At 35.2% G+C, this 18,510-nt stretch carries 19 protein-coding genes and 1 pseudogene; 6 read left to right on the top strand and 14 right to left on the bottom strand.

Features of this window, described 5'->3' with window-relative positions; genetic code table 11:
- Positions 1 to 161: 161 nt before the first annotated feature.
- From gyrA to HMPREF0819_RS02310, 5 genes are all read left to right on the top strand, one after another.
- Entirely contained in the window at positions 162 to 2,591 is a 2,430-nt protein-coding gene (gene gyrA / locus HMPREF0819_RS02330; RefSeq protein WP_004231739.1) for a DNA gyrase subunit A, read from the top strand.
- Positions 2,592 to 2,622: 31 nt separating this feature from the next.
- Positions 2,623 to 3,369: a class A sortase gene (locus tag HMPREF0819_RS02325; protein ID WP_004231737.1), complete on the top strand. Its 747-nt coding sequence runs from the start codon at positions 2,623 to 2,625 to the stop codon at positions 3,367 to 3,369.
- Positions 3,370 to 3,444: 75 nt separating this feature from the next.
- Positions 3,445 to 3,858 carry an SMU1112c/YaeR family gloxylase I-like metalloprotein gene (gene gloA2 / locus HMPREF0819_RS02320; RefSeq protein WP_004231735.1) on the top strand — a complete coding sequence of 138 codons (414 nt, stop codon included), beginning with the start codon at positions 3,445 to 3,447 and terminating at the stop codon, positions 3,856 to 3,858.
- Positions 3,859 to 3,934: 76 nt separating this feature from the next.
- Entirely contained in the window at positions 3,935 to 4,903 is a 969-nt protein-coding gene (locus HMPREF0819_RS02315) for a DUF1002 domain-containing protein (protein WP_004231730.1), read from the top strand.
- Between the two features lie 185 nt (positions 4,904 to 5,088).
- A complete protein-coding gene (locus tag HMPREF0819_RS02310) occupies positions 5,089 to 6,348 on the top strand; it encodes an NRAMP family divalent metal transporter (RefSeq protein WP_004231728.1) in 1,260 nt (419 codons plus the stop codon).
- A 170-nt stretch (positions 6,349 to 6,518) separates the two neighbouring features.
- On the opposite strand, the gene HMPREF0819_RS02305 is transcribed toward HMPREF0819_RS02310, so the two are convergent.
- The 14 genes and pseudogenes from HMPREF0819_RS02305 to HMPREF0819_RS02245 form a co-directional block, all read right to left on the bottom strand.
- Positions 6,519 to 8,234 (bottom strand): phospho-sugar mutase, encoded by a 1,716-nt coding sequence (locus tag HMPREF0819_RS02305; protein ID WP_004231726.1) that lies wholly within the window; start codon positions 8,232 to 8,234, stop codon positions 6,519 to 6,521.
- A gap of 208 nt (positions 8,235 to 8,442) precedes the next feature.
- Entirely contained in the window at positions 8,443 to 8,694 is a 252-nt protein-coding gene (locus HMPREF0819_RS09260; RefSeq protein ID WP_237393041.1) for a site-specific integrase, read from the bottom strand.
- Complete coding sequence (locus tag HMPREF0819_RS02295; RefSeq protein WP_004231723.1) at positions 8,643 to 9,602, bottom strand: tyrosine-type recombinase/integrase; 960 nt, start codon at positions 9,600 to 9,602, stop codon at positions 8,643 to 8,645. Before HMPREF0819_RS02295 ends, HMPREF0819_RS09260 begins: the two co-directional genes overlap by 52 nt.
- 338 nt (positions 9,603 to 9,940) lie before the next feature.
- Positions 9,941 to 10,909 (bottom strand): DUF3644 domain-containing protein, encoded by a 969-nt coding sequence (locus HMPREF0819_RS02290; RefSeq protein WP_004231721.1) that lies wholly within the window; start codon positions 10,907 to 10,909, stop codon positions 9,941 to 9,943.
- A gap of 52 nt (positions 10,910 to 10,961) precedes the next feature.
- Positions 10,962 to 11,084 carry a hypothetical protein gene (locus HMPREF0819_RS02285; protein ID WP_004231719.1) on the bottom strand — a complete coding sequence of 41 codons (123 nt, stop codon included), beginning with the start codon at positions 11,082 to 11,084 and terminating at the stop codon, positions 10,962 to 10,964.
- A gap of 57 nt (positions 11,085 to 11,141) precedes the next feature.
- Positions 11,142 to 11,936, bottom strand: coding sequence for an FxLYD domain-containing protein (locus HMPREF0819_RS02280; RefSeq protein WP_004231717.1), 795 nt, complete (start codon positions 11,934 to 11,936; stop codon positions 11,142 to 11,144).
- A gap of 27 nt (positions 11,937 to 11,963) precedes the next feature.
- The gene (locus HMPREF0819_RS09490; RefSeq protein ID WP_044023275.1) at positions 11,964 to 12,167 is read right to left on the bottom strand and encodes a hypothetical protein; all 204 of its coding nucleotides are present in this window, start codon (positions 12,165 to 12,167) and stop codon (positions 11,964 to 11,966) included.
- Between the two features lie 57 nt (positions 12,168 to 12,224).
- Entirely contained in the window at positions 12,225 to 13,274 is a 1,050-nt protein-coding gene (locus HMPREF0819_RS02270) for an SNIPE associated domain-containing protein (protein ID WP_004231713.1), read from the bottom strand.
- 60 nt (positions 13,275 to 13,334) lie between these two features.
- The gene (locus tag HMPREF0819_RS09255; protein ID WP_004231711.1) at positions 13,335 to 13,643 is read right to left on the bottom strand and encodes an ATP synthase subunit B family protein; all 309 of its coding nucleotides are present in this window, start codon (positions 13,641 to 13,643) and stop codon (positions 13,335 to 13,337) included.
- 15 nt (positions 13,644 to 13,658) lie between these two features.
- Positions 13,659 to 14,045, bottom strand: coding sequence for an ImmA/IrrE family metallo-endopeptidase (locus tag HMPREF0819_RS02265; protein ID WP_004231709.1), 387 nt, complete (start codon positions 14,043 to 14,045; stop codon positions 13,659 to 13,661).
- Complete coding sequence (locus tag HMPREF0819_RS02260; protein ID WP_004231708.1) at positions 14,035 to 14,373, bottom strand: helix-turn-helix domain-containing protein; 339 nt, start codon at positions 14,371 to 14,373, stop codon at positions 14,035 to 14,037. The genes HMPREF0819_RS02265 and HMPREF0819_RS02260 overlap by 11 nt, the downstream gene beginning before the upstream one ends.
- A 214-nt stretch (positions 14,374 to 14,587) precedes the next feature.
- Positions 14,588 to 15,160, bottom strand: a complete 573-nt coding sequence (locus HMPREF0819_RS02255; RefSeq protein WP_004231707.1) for an ECF transporter S component — start codon at positions 15,158 to 15,160, stop codon at positions 14,588 to 14,590.
- A 103-nt stretch (positions 15,161 to 15,263) separates the two neighbouring features.
- Complete coding sequence (gene coaC / locus HMPREF0819_RS02250) at positions 15,264 to 15,803, bottom strand: phosphopantothenoylcysteine decarboxylase (RefSeq protein WP_004231706.1); 540 nt, start codon at positions 15,801 to 15,803, stop codon at positions 15,264 to 15,266.
- A pseudogene (locus HMPREF0819_RS02245) lies at positions 15,796 to 16,481 on the bottom strand (phosphopantothenate--cysteine ligase). The gene coaC and the pseudogene HMPREF0819_RS02245 overlap by 8 nt, the downstream one beginning before the upstream one ends.
- 346 nt (positions 16,482 to 16,827) lie before the next feature.
- Between HMPREF0819_RS02245 and HMPREF0819_RS02240 the strand changes: the two are divergent.
- The gene (locus HMPREF0819_RS02240) at positions 16,828 to 18,498 is read left to right on the top strand and encodes a formate--tetrahydrofolate ligase (RefSeq protein ID WP_004231700.1); all 1,671 of its coding nucleotides are present in this window, start codon (positions 16,828 to 16,830) and stop codon (positions 18,496 to 18,498) included.
- Positions 18,499 to 18,510: the final 12 nt, after the last annotated feature.

Here is an 18,510-nt window from a genome sequence, read left to right as displayed (position 1 = left end):
AAGTATTTTAAAAAGGAATAAAATCTTCGTTACAAAGTCAAAAGTTGAACTTAAATTTTTGACTTTGTACAGACAAAAACAGGTGGTCATAGTGTGTTTAATAAGCAAAATATGGTATAATATAATTGAGTTTTACACTAGAAAAGGAGTGTTTTTCCTTAATGCAGGATAAGAATTTAATTGACGTTAATCTAACTTCAGAAATGAAGACAAGCTTTATTGATTACGCCATGTCTGTTATTGTTGCTCGTGCTCTTCCTGATGTGCGCGATGGATTAAAACCAGTTCACCGCCGTATCCTCTATGGAATGAATGAGCTCGGTGTAACGCCAGATAAACCACATAAAAAATCTGCACGTATCACCGGGGATGTTATGGGTAAATATCACCCACACGGTGATTCATCAATTTATGAAGCCATGGTTCGTATGGCACAATGGTGGAGCTACCGCCACATGCTAGTTGACGGACACGGAAACTTTGGTTCAATGGATGGTGACGGCGCTGCCGCACAACGTTATACAGAAGCACGTATGAGTAAAATCGCTCTAGAAATGCTTCGTGATATTAACAAAAATACTGTTGATTTCCAAGATAACTATGATGGTAGTGAACGCGAACCGTTAGTATTGCCAGCACGTTTTCCAAACTTGCTAGTTAACGGTGCTACAGGTATTGCTGTTGGTATGGCAACAAATATTCCACCACACAACTTGGGAGAATCAATTGATGCTGTTAAGTTGGTTATGGATAACCCGGATGTCACAACACGTGAATTGATGGAAGTGTTGCCTGGACCTGACTTCCCTACTGGAGCACTTGTTATGGGTAAATCTGGTATTCGTAAAGCCTACGAAACTGGTAAAGGTTCAATCGTTCTTCGTTCACGTACAGAAATTGAAACAACTAAGAGTGGTCGTGAACGCATTGTTGTTACAGAATTCCCATACGGTGTTAACAAAACTAAAGTACACGAACACATTGTTCGTCTAGCACAAGAAAAACGTATCGAAGGAATTACAGCTGTCCGCGATGAGTCAAGTCGTGAAGGGGTTCGTTTCATCATTGAAGTTCGTCGTGACGCGTCAGCAAATGTTATTTTGAACAACTTATTCAAATTGACAAGTTTGCAAACTAACTTCAGCTTTAACATGCTTGCTATTGAAAATGGTGTTCCAAAAATTCTTTCTTTGAAACAAATCATCATTGATTATATCGAGCACCAAAAAGAAGTCATTGTTCGTCGCACTGAATTTGATAAAGCTAAAGCCGAAAAACGGGCGCACATTTTAGAAGGTTTGTTAATCGCACTTGACCATCTTGATGACGTTATTAGCATTATCCGTAATAGCGAAACAGATGTAATTGCTCAAAGCGAGTTGATGAGCCGTTTCAATTTGTCTGAACGTCAAAGTCAAGCAATCCTTGATATGCGTCTTCGTCGATTGACAGGTTTGGAACGTGAGAAAATTCAAGCTGAATATGATGACCTTCTTGCTTTGATTGCTGATTTGGCTGATATTTTAGCTAAACCAGACCGTGTCATTACAATCATCAAAGAAGAAATGGATGAAATTAAGCGTAAATACGTTGACCCACGCCGTACTGAATTGATGGTTGGTGAAGTTCTTTCTATTGAAGATGAAGATTTGATTGAAGAAGAAGATGTTTTAATCACTCTTTCTAACAAAGGATACATCAAACGTTTGGCTCAAGATGAGTTCCGTGCTCAAAGACGTGGTGGACGTGGTGTTCAAGGTACCGGTGTTAACGATGATGATTTTGTTCGTGAGCTAGTATCAACCAATACACATGATCATGTTTACTTCATGACAAATAAAGGACGCGTATACCGTTTGAAAGGTTATGAAATTCCTGAGTACGGTCGTACAGCTAAAGGTTTACCAATTGTTAACCTGTTAAAACTTGACGAGGGTGAAACTGTTCAAACGATTATCAGTGAAAAAGGTAATGACGAAACAGAAAATTATCTATTCTTTGTAACACGTCAAGGTGTTGTTAAACGTACAAAAGAATCTGAATTTAGCAATATCCGTCAAAATGGTTTGAAAGCTCTTAACCTTAAAGAAAGTGATGAGTTGATTAATGTTATTCGTACAAATGGTGATGACGACATCATTATCGGTACGAAGACAGGATACAGCGTACGCTTTAATGAATCATCTGTTCGTAGCATGAGTCGTTCAGCTACAGGTGTTCGTGGTGTTAACCTACGTGAGGGTGACGAAGTTGTCGGAGCTTCTCGTATTACTAATGATCAAGAAGTTCTGGTTATCACAGAAAAGGGTTATGGTAAACGTACACTAGCTTCTGAATATCCAACAAAGGGCCGTGGTGGTAAAGGTATTAAAACTGTAAATATCACTAAAAAGAACGGTAAACTAGCTGGTCTAGTAACTGTTAACGGCGACGAAGACATCATGGTTATCACTGATACTGGTGTAATGATTCGTACAAACGTTGCTGATATTTCACAAACTGGTCGTGCGACACTCGGTGTTAAGATTATGCGCCTTGATGAAAATGCTAAAATTATGACACTCGCCCTTGTTCAAGCTGAAGAAGAATAAGAAACTGAAGAAGTAGAAGAATAATAAGCGAATGAAAAAAGAAAAGAAGAAAACACATCATTTTTTTAACTTCATAAGAATTTTAGTATGCTTGATTTTACTGCTTGTAGGTCTTGCTTTGATTTTTAACAAATCGATTTGTAATTATTTGATTGGTCATCAATCTAATAATTATCAAATCACTAAAGTTTCTAAAAAGAAAATCAAGAAGAACGAATCAGCTAATGTCACTTATGATTTTTCAGCTGTTGAACCTATATCATTACAATCTGTTATTGAATCTCAATCACAAGTTGCAAATCTCCCTGTAATTGGTGGTATTGCAATACCAGATGTTGGTATTAACCTACCAATTTTTAAGGGACTTGGCAATGTAGAATTATCTTACGGTGCAGGAACGATGAAAGAAAAACAAGTTATGGGCGGGCAAAATAACTATGCGCTTGCAAGCCACCATGTTTTTGGGATTACAGGTTCTTCGAAAATGCTGTTTTCACCCCTAGAAAACGCTAAAGTTGGTATGAAAATTTATCTTACAGATAAAACAAATATTTACTCTTATGTTATTTCTGAGGTCTTTTCAGTAACACCTAACCGGTCGGATGTTTTAAATGACAATTCTGGTCAAGCAGAGGTCACATTGGTGACTTGTACTGACCAGCAGGCAACTGGTCGGATTGTTGTTAAAGGTAACTTAGAATCATCTGTTGCTTATGATCAAGCTTCAGATGATATCCATAAAGCCTTTGCTTATTCTTATAATCAAATGACATTTTAAAGAAAAAACTGGGAGTAAGTTTTATGCTCAGCTTTTTTACAAACTTACACTCTAAAGTGAGGAGAATTTATTAGTATGAAGTTAACTGCTGTTCACCATGTGGCTTTAATCGTTTCAGATTATGATAAATCACGCGATTTCTACGTCAATAAATTAGGTTTTGAAGTGATTCGTGAAAATCATCGTCCAGAACGTCATGATTACAAACTTGATTTGAAATGTGGTTCTATTGAGTTGGAAATTTTTGGTAATAAGCTATCTGATCCAGAATATGTTGCTCCGCCAAAACGTGTTGGTCAACCTGAGTATCACATGGAAGCTTGCGGACTTCGACACTTAGCTTTTTATGTTGAAAACATCGAAGCTCATAAAGAAGAACTTGAATCAATGGGAATTTATGTCCAACCAATTCGTCATGATGATTATACTGGTAAAAAAATGACATTTTTCTTTGATCCAGATGGTTTGCCATTAGAACTTCATGAGTAACTAGTACAGTTTTTTTCTGACGCTTTAAATAATAAGTGATATAATTAAATACCTAAGTGAAAGGAATTAATTAGAAATGAAATTTAAGAAAACTTTAACAGCTTGTGCGCTAGCCTTGTTTTCTGTTTTTACAATGGGAAATGTACAAGCAGCAAGTAATTCTGTTCAAAATGTTATTGATGAGACTTATGTTCAACCAGATTACGTTTTAGGCTATTCATTATCTGAAGACCAACGTAATCAAACTCTTTCTTTGCTTGGATATGATAGTTCTAAAGATACTAATTTGAAGACTATCACGACAACAGCTTACGCTAATATTATGGACGTCGCAGATGATCCAAGTTTGCAATTGTATTCATCTGTTAAAATTCAAAAATTGGGATCATCAGAAACACTGACTGTTAACATTGTGACACCTGAAAACATCACAAAAGTTACCTCAGATATGTATCGAAATGCAGCTGTGACACTAGGAATTGAACACGCAGCAATTACTGTTGCTTCACCAATTCCTGTAACAGGTGAATCTGCACTTGCTGGTATTTACTATTCTCTGGAAGAAAATGGTGCCAAAGTCTCAGATGAAAGTAAAAAATTAGCTCAAGAAGAGTTGAATACACTATCAACTATCAACTCAGAAAACCAAGGAACAGACGGTTACGATGCTGATAAATTAAACGTCGCTCTTACTGATATCAAATCAGCAGTAGCAGACGCCGGATCAGATGTCACTAAGGATGAAGTTCGTCAAATTGTTGATGATACGCTTGAAAACTATAAACTGAAAGATGTGCTATCAAATAACCAAATCAATATGATTGTGAACTTTGCTTTTAAACTTTCAAATTCAAATATTATTAATAGCAGCAGTTTCAAATCTGCATTGTCATCTTTAAAAGATAGTATCGTATCAAATGCTGGTTCATCATTTAAAGGGATTAATTTGAATTTCGATGCCTCAAATGCTTTGGAATCAGGAAAAGGTTTCTTAGCAAACATATGGCAAGCAATCGTAAACTTCTTTAACAACTTATTTAATTAAGTAAAAACTAATGAGGAAAGAACTATTTCAGTTCTTTCCTTTTTTCTTTCTAAAAAATACGTTTTCAATTTTTCAGAAAATTCACAAAATGTATTGACTTTAGTTAACTTGAGTTGTAAAATAGGGTTTACATATTTCAGAATTGTCTGAATATTGAAAAGTTTGTTTAGAAAGAGGTTTGTTTTATGACTGAAAACATAGAACAAGAATCAAATTGGCACACCAAGCTTAAAGCCTTAGGTCCTGGTATCCTAATGGCTTCAGCAGCTGTAGGTGGTTCTCACATTGTATCTTCAACACAAGCAGGGGCTATTTATGGCTGGCAACTTGCTTTGCTGATTATCTTGATAAATATTTTTAAATACCCATTTTTCCGTTTCGGCTCTCAGTATACACTGGAAAATAACAAAAGTCTTATTGAAGGGTATGCCGAAAAAGGAAAAGTCTGGCTTACAATTTTCTTTGTACTGAACGTCTTTTCAGCAATCGTTAATACAGCAGGTGTTGGTATCCTTTGTGCAGCTATTTTATTTGATATTTTTCCAAATGGACTTGGATTGAGCATTTCCCAGTTGACAACGATTATAATTACCATTATTTGGGCAATGTTGCTAATTGGTGGCTATCGTTTCCTTGATACACTTGCAAAATGTGTCATGACAGTTTTGACGCTCGCAACAGTTCTAGCAGTTGTCATCGCTCTTTTTAAACACCGTGAATACGCTCCAAACTTTGAAGCACCTACACCTTGGCGCATGGCTGCACTTCCATTTATCGTTTCTTTGATGGGATGGATGCCTTGTCCAATTGAAATTTCAGCAATTAACTCAATGTGGTCTGTTGAAAAGAGAAAAACGGTAGAAATGTCAGAAAAAGATGCTGTTTTCGACTTCAATATCGGTTACATTGGTACAGCTATCCTAGCGCTTATCTTCTGTGCTTTAGGTGCTTTGATTCAGTTTGGGTCAGGAGAAGAAGTACAAGCAGCATCAGCAGCTTACATTTCACAATTTGTAAACATGTATGCTAAAGTCTTCGGTTGCTGGTCACGTGTTTTGATTACTTTGATTGCATTCTTGTGTATCTTTGGAACAGTAATTACCGTAATTGATGGCTACTCACGTGCCAACAACGAATCACTTCGATTGCTTCTTGGCAAAAAAGAATTATCTCCAAAGGCGTTGCCGATTTGGGTTTCTTTGACAGCAGCAATTGGTCTTGTAATTGTTTATCTATTTGCAGGTAATGTTGCTACAATGCTCCGTTTCGCAATGGTCGCATCATTTATTACAACACCATTCTTTGCTTATTTGAATTATTCATTGGTCAATAACAAAGATCACCAAATCAAACCTTGGTTAAAAGTACTATCAATTATTGGTTTGATTTACCTATTCGGTTTTGCGCTATTCTTTGTCTTTTCTTGGTTATCAGGTAAGATTTAAAGAATTGTTCATATAATTATAAACTCTCTTAAAAATACAAAAAAAGAGCAACACTTTCTCCCTGGTGTTGCTCTTTTTTGTTCGTAAATATAATTATGTAAAATGGGGGGGTGATAGTAAAGAAAAAGAAAAAACACCTTCTTTGGTATTGTAGAAGGTGTTTATAGTAATTATTTAACAAAAGCGTTGATTTCTTTTTCGATGTTAGCGATTTTAGCTTCAGCATCAGCCAAGTCAGAACCAACAGTTGCAATGTAGAATTTGATTTTTGGTTCAGTTCCTGAAGGACGAACAGCCAACCAAGAATCATCAGCAAGTGTGTATTTCAATACGTTACTTGGTGGTGTTGTAAGTTTTTCAACGCCATCAGCGCTAGTAGCTGTTTGTGCCAAGAAGTCTTCTGTTTTAACAATGTCAGTTGAATTGAATTGAGAAGGAGCGTTGTCACGGAATTTATCCATGATTTTCTTAATTTCAGCAGCACCATCAACACCACTAAGAGTTACAGAGATAGTTTTTTCTGCGAAGTATCCATATTCTTTATAGATTTCTTCGATACCATCTGCAAGAGTTAGACCACGTGAACGGTAGTAAGCAGCAATTTCAGCTACGATGAGAACAGCTTGAACGGCATCTTTATCACGAACAAATGGTTTGATAAGGTAACCAAAGCTTTCTTCAAAACCAAACATGTAAGTGTGGTTGTGTTTTTCTTCAAATTCTTGAATTTTTTCAGCAATGAACTTGAAACCAGTTAAAACGTTAAACATTTTAGCGCCATAGCTTTCAGCAATCTTAGTTACCAATTCAGTAGATACGATTGATTTAGCAAGAGCCGCATTTTCTGGAAGAGTTCCAGCTGTTTTGTGAGCTTCAAGAATGTATTTAGCGATGATTGCACCGATTTGGTTACCTGAAAGGTTACGGTATGAACCATCGGCTTGACGGATTTCAACACCAAGGCGGTCAGCATCAGGGTCAGTTGCAACAAGAACGTCAGCATCAACTTTACGTCCAAGTTCTTCAGCAAGAGCAAATGCTTCTTGGTTTTCAGGGTTTGGTGATTTTACAGTTGAGAAGTCTGGATCTGGAACAGCTTGAGCTTCAACAACTTCAACTGATTCGAAACCTGCTTGAGCAAGTGCACGACGTGCAAGCATTTCACCAGTACCGTGAAGTGGAGTGTAGACAATTTTCATGTCTTTACCGTATTCATTAATCAATTTTTGGTTGATGTTAACATCTTTAACTTCTTTAAGGTATTCAGCATCGACATTTTCACCGATTACTTCGATAAGACCAGAAGCTTTACTTTCATCAAGATCAGCTAACTCGATTGAGAATGGATCTTCGATTGCACGAATAAAGTCAGTCAAAGCATCAGCATCTGCAGGTGGCATTTGTCCACCATCTTCACCATAAACTTTGTATCCGTTAAATGGAGCAGGGTTGTGACTTGCTGTTACCATGATACCTGCGAAAGTACCAAGGTGACGAACGGCAAATGACAATTCTGGAGTTGGGCGAAGTGATTCAAAAACATAAGCTTTAATGCCGTGTTTAGCTAATACTTGAGCTGATTCGAATGCAAATTCAGGTGAGAAGTGGCGAGAGTCATAAGCGATTGCAACACCGCGTTTTTTAACATCTTCACCTTTTGTTTCAATAAGTTTAGCAAGACCTTCAGTTGCTTGGCGCACAACATAGATATTGATACGGTTAGTACCAGCGCCAATAACACCACGCATACCTGCTGTACCAAACTCAAGGTTTGAGTAGAAAGCATCTTCTTTTGTCTTTTCATCCATGGCTAGCAATTCTTCACGAAGATAGTCCGGAAGACCTGCAAAGTCAAGCCATTTTTGATAGTTTTCAGTGTAAGTCATTAATGGAACTCCTTTTTATAATCCTATAAACGCTTTCATTATACCACTTTGTGAAACATTTTTCTACTAAAAAAATGAGATTTTTACGACAACTTTCAATACCGCACTTTAGCGTTATTTTAAAAGCGTTTTTTGGGGATAAAGCAAGAATAATCAGCTATTTTCAGGTATAGGTGGGTGCGATGGCGGGGACAAATACGGGGAAATTTCACTTAATCGCTCGCAAGAACGAATCGGTAACCTCGCTTGCTACCTCGTCTTTGATATGTGTGTATTTTTGGGTCATGTATGCTGTTGAGTGTCCCAACGCAGCAGCCATGTGTTCAACGGGCACGCCAGCTATTTGGCCTTGTGTAGCGAAGAAGTGTCTCATCATGTGAGGTGTTATGTGCCCGCCATAAGCTTCGTTTACTTTTTTAAACAAACCATAAATTCGTGAACAAGCAACTGGTTGCCCCATGTTTTTTTAGTTTTTTTCCCAGTGTCCAAAAAAAGGAAGCTATTCTTGCTAAGTATGCGGCCTGATTCTTTGGCTAATTTGCGAGAAAATTTAATGGCAAACTTTAACAGCTGAGTTGTTTCTTCGTCGACAACTATATATCGTTCAGAATTTTTAGTTTTCATGCCTTTTCCGTTTGGACGATAAGAAGTTCGACTCTCATCTAAGAGTATTTTAAAACGTGTGCCAACCAGCTTTAACGAACCTAACTTAACTCCAAGGACTTCGCTTTTTCGAAGACCGAAATAAGTAAGCCTGACCATCGTGTATTCATATTTAGATAATAATTTTCTAGCGCATGCATCCCATTCACGAAACTCGTCTAAAGAAATTCTTTTGTTTTTGGGCGGGTTTTTACTTTCACCGATATAAATTTTGAAAACTGGATTTTTATCTAAATAACCATTCACCACAGCGTCGTTGAGCATCGCTTCAAAAACGGAATTAATCTGCCTTACAGATGAGCGGGTTAACCTCTTCAATAATCCAGTCATATATTTTTCATATTCAAGACGATCAATGTCTTTTAGTTTCATATTTCCGTATTTTTTGGCAAAGTTTCTGTTGTAAATGTTCATTTTACAGACAACAGTGTCTGGTGCCCAGCGGCCTGTTTTGATACGGTTCTCGCTGTATATTTCCCAGTAATCATTGACCGTCATGTTTTTCTTTGAATCATACTCGTTATTTGCTATTTTATTTTCAATTTCAGCAAGCGCGCGTCTAGCTTCGGCAAGTGTCTTTAAATTGCTAGCGCTAGCCTCTTTTTTCTTACCGTTTAATTTAAAGTTACGGCGAACGTAGTAGCGTTTGCCTTTTTTAGTTTCATATGTATAAATGTTTGAATATTTTGTTTTATTGTATTTCATTATTTTCTCCTTTGTTAAAAAATAGCTTCTGGACAAGGCTTTTTTAACTTAGAGAAATTCTTGACATCACCACCTTTTTTGATAAAATTAAATAAGCGGAAAGCAACGAACCTGGATTTTTCCATTTCCAATTTTTTAAGTAATCAATTAAGTTGTTTTTTCGTGTTTATCATCTAACCCTTACACTCTAAGTTTGGCGACAGGGAGTGTAGGGGATTTTTATTGTACTTTTTTAGTGAATATGTTAGAATATAATTAACAAAGATAACTTGTGAAGGATTAGCTCTGGGTTCCCGAATGGGAGTAGGCGTAAGCTTAGAATTCCTATGACCCTGGGGTTATCTTTTTTTTGTTACTAAAATACTGTTAATGATGTCAGAATCAATTTTTATTTTTTCCAGTACGAATTCAACCAGTTGCTGAGAATACCTCCTTGTGACGCCGAATTGATAGCAATATCTATTATCTTGTTTTAAATTGTAGAAATCCATAATTAAATTTAGTGTATACTCATTAAAAACTTTATCTCCCTTGACTGTCTGATAGTTGAAGGAGATTTTTTTAGTTTGAAGTTGCTTATTAATTGAATCAATGACATTTTTTCGCGTAAGTTTATATTTATCATTTGGATCCTGCAGTTTAGTAATTATCTTTGCAGTTGTATCAGACTCAGGAGCGATTGCATAAGTAAAGTCAGCTTTGGCTTTATCTTTTATTTGGACAAATTCATGTCTGATTGGAATAAATAAATCATTAGATGAATTATTAGTTGCTAAAAACTCCAATTCGTTTTTATTACTAATTAAACGTTCAGCCATTTCTTGGGAATATTTTCCACGGATTTCTTCATTAGTTAAAACATTTAAGTTTACAGAAAGAGTGAGAAAATTTTGCGCAATATGGTCTGTGACATCAATATTATGAAATCTTTTAATTTGTTCTGAAAAATTCAATACGCAGGATTGAAAGAACGGAGCATAGATTGTTTCGTACTCTTCAGTAATGAAGTGAGTACTTGTGTTTCGTAAATCTATAATTTTTTCTAGGTTGATTCTCAAAGGTTGTTTTTTATCAGTGTAAATTTTTCGAATTGCATTTTCTAAACTAATTGTTCGATCGCTATCAGGAAAGTAAATAGGAACCCCTCTATTTAATAATTCAGCCTTTAACATCAACTCCCAAGCGTTACAAATAAAGAAACTAAAGCCTTCAATCCGATATTTAATAGTCGGCTTATTATAGATTTCAAGCCCCATGATAAAAGCTTCAATACTTTTATCGACTAATCGTTTTGCTAAATTTTCCATGCTATCCTTTCTGAAATATATTTAGTTTCATCCATGTGTTCTCCTAAAAAACTTAATATTGCTTTTTATTCTCCTCAACCCATTTTTCGATTTTTTCAATTTGTTCATTAGTTAATGGATTGTTATCGATATGTTCAAGTAGTTCTTGAACAAGTTCCCTAAAATGGTTAGTCATAAATCAATATCCCTTCTAACTGTTTAGCTTAAAAAGAACATTTGTACGTTGTTAGCTTTAATCTTCTAAACTATAATCATTTACTGTAATTTGAATAGTTGAAAAAGTTTTATTTGTTATAAATTCAAGGTTTCGTTTCTCGTTAGCAGTCCAGTTATTTTCATAAATTGGTTGAGTATCAACGGTAGTTCCCTGATTATCAATTAACTTGATATTTAGAGATAAATATTCAAAATTCAACTGAGTAGTATTTTCAGCAGTAGCAGTATAGATATAATATGAAGCAGATTCATCTGAATTTGCTTCATCCAATGTAAATGTGAGAGAGTCAGCAAATGACTTTATTGTATCTTCATTTTTGTTCTTTGTTTGAACTTCTTTTCCAGATGCTAACAATTCGTCTAAAATACTTTGGTTTTTTTCAGACACTTCAATTTTTTTGATATTATTGATTGCAATTAATTTCGAAGTTCTAGAATCATAATGTTTTTCCCAATTATCATAAAACGAATCTGAACCATACGTTTTAGCAACTTCTAAACCATTTTTTAGTTCATTTATATATGCTAAAGCGGCTTCTTTAAGTTTGCTATCTTTAAATTTAAGATCTTGATATTTTTCAATAACATCAAGCTCTGTCTGAGTAGCTGTTTCGTATCCTTCTTCAGTCATTACAACGTCAGCATTTGCTTTATCATCAGTATATTTCCATCTGGCATCTAATGCCTTTCCTAAATCAGTAACAAAATCATTATCATAATATTTCACTTCTTTTTTGGTTGATGTTGTTCCACAGCCAGCAACAATAATACTAACAAATAATAAAGATATTACTAAAAACATTTTTTTCATTTTTATTTCTCCTATAATTGATAAAAATTATTTACTTTTAAAGGTTCTACCGCAGTTATTACAGTGCCAGTTGTTTTTTCCGTTCTTACCGACAAGTCCAAGTAGGACGAGTGGCCAAGAAATTAAAAATCCAATGCAACCAACACAACCATTGAAATTTTTTCTGTCCTGATTCATAAATTGAATATTAGTGCTTCTACAATATGGACAGCGTTTAGCAAACAATCCCATCTTTTTTTCTCCATTCTCCAGCTTTTAACGTGGTTCAGTCTTTTGCACGTAGTTTTATCAGCCTGCTGTTTCTTGTTGTTCGATTTTCAAACTTTCGAAATATTGTTCGGCAGCGGCTAAATCTGTAAAGTGGACAGTATTGTTATATTCATTATGAACTAATTCTTTAATTTCTTCGAGATTAACCTTAAAGAACTCTTTTCGTTGATTTACTTTGTTAACTTCTTGTTTTTTGAAATATTTGTGCAGAGTGTTTTCTAATGCTGGTGCATCCTCGCTAAAAATAAGAGCATGAACATCGAATGGGAATGGCACAGAAGCACTAGATAGTTCTGAAATTCTATCCATAGGCTCTAAACGGCGAGTCATACCAATTTTGTAAACATCTTTACCGAATGAACCAATATTTGAAATGATGTAGACATAGCCTGCTCGAGTATTAGTTTCTCTTTCTAGAACGTTCTGCTTATCTTTTTCAAGGACCTTAATTTTTTCTTCAAGTTCTTTGATTTTATCCGCATAAATATTTTTTTCAACTTCATTTTGAGCAGAATTCAGATATTTCATTAGCTTAGAAAGTTCGTTGTTAAATTGTTTTTCTTCTTTCTCGAGTTTACGCTTAGCATTTTGAAGTTCCTTTTCAACTTTTTGTTGTTCGCGAATTTCTTCTTTTTGAGCTTTTAAAAGCTCTCTCTCAATATCGAGTTGTTTTTGGAACTTATAAACTATATCCAATTGTTTTAATTTATAAGTAAGTAATTTTTGATTTAGTTGTACGCCATCAATCGCAAACAGACTGTTCAAGGTTTCAAACGATTTTGCCAATTTATTCCTATAATTGTCGACATTTCTCATTGTTATATTTGAAATGTAGTAATCAGCTTCTGCATTAAAAGCGCGTAATAGTTGTTTGGCTTGTTTATTCAATATTGATTTAGTGCTGGACTGATCAACTTTTAAAACTGCTTCATCATTCTTAATCAGCTCTTTTTCTTTTAATTTTTCTAGCGACAACTCATTTTTAATTTCGTTAGCAGAGATATTATCAGCAAAATCAACTGTAGTTTCTTTAAATAAAACTTCATCTGCATGTTCTGATAAAATCAAATCAAATCTTTCTTTTTCTTTTTCTAACGTTAAAACTTCATCATTGATTTTTTCTTTTTTTTATTTCGCTTCTGTTATAATGTTTTCAGCATCTTTTTTAGCATCGTTTATAATGTTTTCAGCATCGTTTATGATTTGTTTAGCATCACTTTTGGCGTTTATAACTATAGAATCAGCTTCATGTTGTTGTGCTAGAATTTCTTGATACTTTGCATGTTCTTCTTTTGTTACAGTTAGCAACGCTGCATCTTTAGATAACATCAAAACAATCGCTGCAATGCTAGTGATATAAAATGTAGCTGGACCTATTAAAAACAATATAATTAAAAACCAGTTTTTATAATATAATGGAAGGCTATCTTTTTGCATTTTTTCTCCTTATTTTTAAATAACACTTTGCTGAATTTTCCTAAATTCGTCTTGTATCATCGCTTCGCCCCAAGTCGTAGAAATATCATATTGTGTAGCAAAGCGAACCCAATTAAAATCGTAAATATCGGTCGTTTTCAAATAATCAACCAATAACTCATGAATCATAAATCTATCAGCTTGATTTTCATATTGTAAAAGTAGTCTCTTGTAATGCTTTGGGTTATGATTGATATGCCCAAGTTCGTGTAAGATGACTTTTTCACGCTCTTGTTTAGACAATGATTCGTTAACGCATATTCGTCTTAGGTCTGGGAAGTAGAACCCAGACCTATCCCACATGCCTGCAGGGAAAACGAACAATGAAATTTTATATTCTTTTAAAAGCTCATCAATCTTCATCTCCCATTACCTCAATCGAAAGTCTAATAATTTGTTCTATTTTTTTAACGTCATCATCAGATAATGGCTTACCGTCAAACATTACGACTCTTTCACGCAAATTTGAAAGGTCGATTGATGGCTGCCAATCTAGCTTTTTATCAGCGAAACTTTCTGGATTAATTCCTAGAATATCGCAGATTTTAAAAATAGTTTCTGCTTTCGCATTCATTACACCACGTTCTAAAATAGAACGCATTGTTGTGTACGGTATATCGTTTTCAAGGGCAAAAGCCCTAACACTATTATACCTACTTTCGATAATTCGCTTTAGATCTTTTTCATCCATTTTTAAAATTCCTTTTTTGATTTTTTCTACTATAGAATAACATACGAAAAATCATATTTCTACTAAAAAACTGAACATTGTTGAAAATACTATTAAATCAAGGTTTTTAGGGGTTTTTAGTCTGTTACTCAAACGTTTGCGTAAAGTAAAATTTTAACTTATTTTTAACTTCATGTGAACAAAAAAGACACGTTTTTCACGTATCTTTCATTATTTATGCTTTGATTTTCTGTAAACTTGGAACAATTGCGAGTGTTAAAATAGCTGAAATAATCATTTCTGCAATGGCATTAGTACCAAAAACAACCGCAAGTAATGCTTTAATGTCTCCGCTATAGACATTTGCAAATAAGAAGAAAATTCCTCCTAAAACAAAGACTGTGTTTGTCATTGAACCTACGGCACCGGCAATCACAATTCCAGTTTTATTATGAAGCCATTTGTAAACAAAGTATGGTGTGATACCAATTAAAATACGTGGAACCATAGCAATAATCAATGATGAAAGATTACCATTTTCAACAAATGGAGAGAAGAGGTAACTTGTTGGAAGTAAAGTCAAAGTGTTAACTGTTACACTGATTACCCCCATCAAAGCTCCTAGTGTGGCACCGATTTTTGGACCGTAGACAATTGATGCAATGATAACTGGAATGTGAATAAGCGTTGGTTTGATTGGCACAGGCCAAAGATTGAATATAAAACTTGTTAAAAAGTTAATGACAATCATGATAGCAAAGAAAATTGCGATAGTTGCAATATTACTTGCTGCTTTATTTTTTTTCATAACTCCTCCTAAAGGAACGATATTTTGGTTAGAGAGTTTTAGTTCTCTCTATAAAAATCCAATACATTATACTTGTTTTCAAGTGTCTTGACAAGTGTAAAATTTAAAGTGATTTAATAATACGCTCTAAAATGACATCTTGCTCAGCTAAGGCACCGCGACCGACATCACCACAGGCTAGAAGGCTAGAACGTGGTTCGATTTCCTGATAACCTACTTCTTTTAAGATACTAATATTACGCTGTGTTAATGGGTTGTCATACATTTTTGTGTTCATTGCTGGGGCAATCAACTTAGGTGTTTCTGCTGGAAGAGCCAGAGTAGTAGCTGTGACAATGTTATCAGCCATCCCATGTGCAAGTTTAGCTAATGTATTGGCAGAAGCAGGGGCAAGAACGAAGAGGTCGGCTTTTTTTGCTAATTCAATGTGATTAACGCTCTTTGGATTATCTTCCTTCATGACATCAAGATGCACAGCATTTTTAGATAGTACTTGAAGTGTTAGTGGTGTGATAAAATCCGTCGCAGCTTTTGTCATTAGGACATGGACATCATAACCAGATTTTGTTAATTCGTTAGCTAAATCAGCTGATTTATAGGCAGAGATACTGCCTGATACAGCTAATAAGATTGTTTTAGTCATAATTTACCACCCTTTCATAAATCAAATTGGCAATTTCTTTTTTGTTATTAGCTTCATAACTGTGCTCAGTATCAAGCAAATAAGCATGGTGCTGCATTCCGTTAATCTCTGTTAAGTCATTTGCAACAATATATCGTGCTTTATTTTTTCGAAGACTGTCTCGCGACACTGCAAATAATTCTTCCTTTGAAACATTAACGAGCAGTTTAAAACCAATTAGTGTAATATTAGGATTCCATGATTTAACCAGAGAAATCACTTTAGGTGTTTTTTTCAGAAAAAGCACTTGATAATCTTCTTTAGAAGAGATTTTAGATTCCGTATTTTGACGTTTTAACAAATCAGAAATATGCTCAGCCTGTTCAACTTCATGTAAATCTGTCATATAAACAGGTGTGTAGTCAGATACAGCCATGCCATGAATAAAAACATCGCTAGTTTTTACAAGCGGCTCAAGTGTCGATATGAGACTTTCAACATTTGTGATTAGACAAATAGTCAAATTGGGATGATTTTCTGGTTTAACAGCTTCTTTAGTAGTAACCAAAGTCACTTCGTGACCATTTTCTAGAAAAATCTCAGCAATATATTTTCCAAGAGACCCTGTGGCGTGATTTGTAATACCACGGACAGAATCAATTTTTCGGTTGTTCCACCGGATGTAATTAAAATTTTCATAGATTTATTGTACACAAAAACAAAAATTTCGTAAATTGTTTACGTTTCTTTTAAAATGAAAAAAGGATTTTTTACTGAAAACCTGGGAGAAACACGAACATTTATTTATTGCATTTTAGTTAAGAAAAGGATTTTATAATTTCGATTAGTTTTGTTAAGGAGTTATAAAACATTGGTTTAACGAATGTTATACGATATAGTTTTTAACTATGATTCGTAATAAAAAAGAACCCATTTTAAACACTGAACACGAACATTAATAAATATTTTAAGAAATATCGTGCGTTTTTAAAAAATTGTGTTATAATGTTTTTATCAATCAAAAATTATCAGAGGAGAGTTTCCCGTGAAATCAGATATCGAAATTGCACAAAGCGTTGAGCTTAAACCGATTACAGAAATTGTCGAAAAAGTTGGTGTCACATTCGATGATATTGAACTCTATGGCAAATACAAAGCAAAATTATCTTTTGATAAAATCAAATCAGTTCAAGAAAACAAACCTGGTAAATTAGTTCTTGTAACAGCAATCAATCCAACACCTGCAGGTGAAGGTAAATCAACAATGTCAATCGGTCTTGCTGATGCCCTTAATAAAATTGGTAAGAAAACAATGTTAGCTTTGCGTGAACCTTCACTTGGTCCTGTTATGGGAATCAAAGGTGGTGCTGCTGGTGGTGGTTATGCGCAAGTTCTTCCAATGGAAGATATCAACCTTCACTTCACAGGTGATATGCACGCAATCACAACAGCAAATAACGCGCTTTCAGCAATTATCGATAATCACATGCATCAAGGTAATGAACTTGGTATTGACCAACGTCGTATCATTTGGAAACGTGTCGTTGACCTTAATGATCGTGCCCTCCGTCATGTAACTATCGGTCTTGGTAGCCCAGTTAATGGTATTCCACGTGAAGATGGTTTTGATATTACTGTTGCATCAGAAATCATGGCAATCCTTTGTCTTGCAACAGACATCAAAGATTTGAAAGAACGTTTAGCAAACATCGTTGTTGCTTATCGTTATGACCGTACACCGGTTTATGTACGTGACCTCAAAGTAGAAGGTGCTTTGACACTTATTCTTAAAGACGCTATCAAACCCAACCTTGTCCAAACAATCTATGGTACACCTGCTTTTGTTCACGGCGGACCTTTTGCAAACATCGCTCACGGATGTAACTCAGTTCTTGCCACAACAACTGCACTTCATTTAGCTGATTATACAATCACAGAAGCTGGTTTTGGTGCTGACCTTGGTGCTGAAAAATTCCTTGATATTAAAACACCAAACCTTCCAACAACACCAGATGCTGTTGTTATCGTCGCAACAATTCGCGCGCTTAAAATGCATGGTGGCGTTGCTAAGACTGATCTTGGTGAAGAAAACGTTGAAGCTGTACGTGCAGGATTCGCTAACCTCAAACGTCACGTTGAAAATATCCGTAAATTCGGTATTCCAGCAGTCGTAGCAATTAATGAATTCGTAGCTGATACTGAAGCTGAAATCGCAGCTCTTAAAGAACTTTGCGCTGAAATCAATGTACCAGTTGAACTTGCTAGCGTATGGGCAAATGGTGCTGATGGTGGTGTTGACCTCGCTAAAGCTGTCGTAAACGCTGTTGAAAACGGAAATGCAAACTACAAACGCCTTTACTCTGATGATGACTCACTTGAAGAAAAAGTCACTAAAATCGTTACTGAAATTTACGGCGGTAACAAAGTTATCTTCGGTAAAAAAGCAAAAAACCAATTAAAACAATTCACTCAATTTGGTTGGGATAAATTGCCTGTATGTATGGCTAAAACTCAATACAGTTTCTCTGATAATCCATCACTACTTGGCGCACCTAAAGACTTTGACATCACAATTCGTGAATTCGTTCCAAAAACTGGTGCAGGATTCATCGTTGCTCTAACTGGTGATGTGATGACAATGCCGGGACTTCCTAAGAAACCAGCTGCGCTTAATATGGATGTTTCTGAAGACGGTACAGCTATCGGATTATTCTAATTAATACAAAAG

Source organism: Streptococcus equinus ATCC 9812 (genome assembly GCF_000187265.1).
GTDB classification, from domain to species: domain Bacteria; phylum Bacillota; class Bacilli; order Lactobacillales; family Streptococcaceae; genus Streptococcus; species Streptococcus equinus.
The sequence above is the reverse complement of the archived record's forward strand: the minus strand, read 5'-3'. Positions and strand labels throughout refer to the sequence as shown.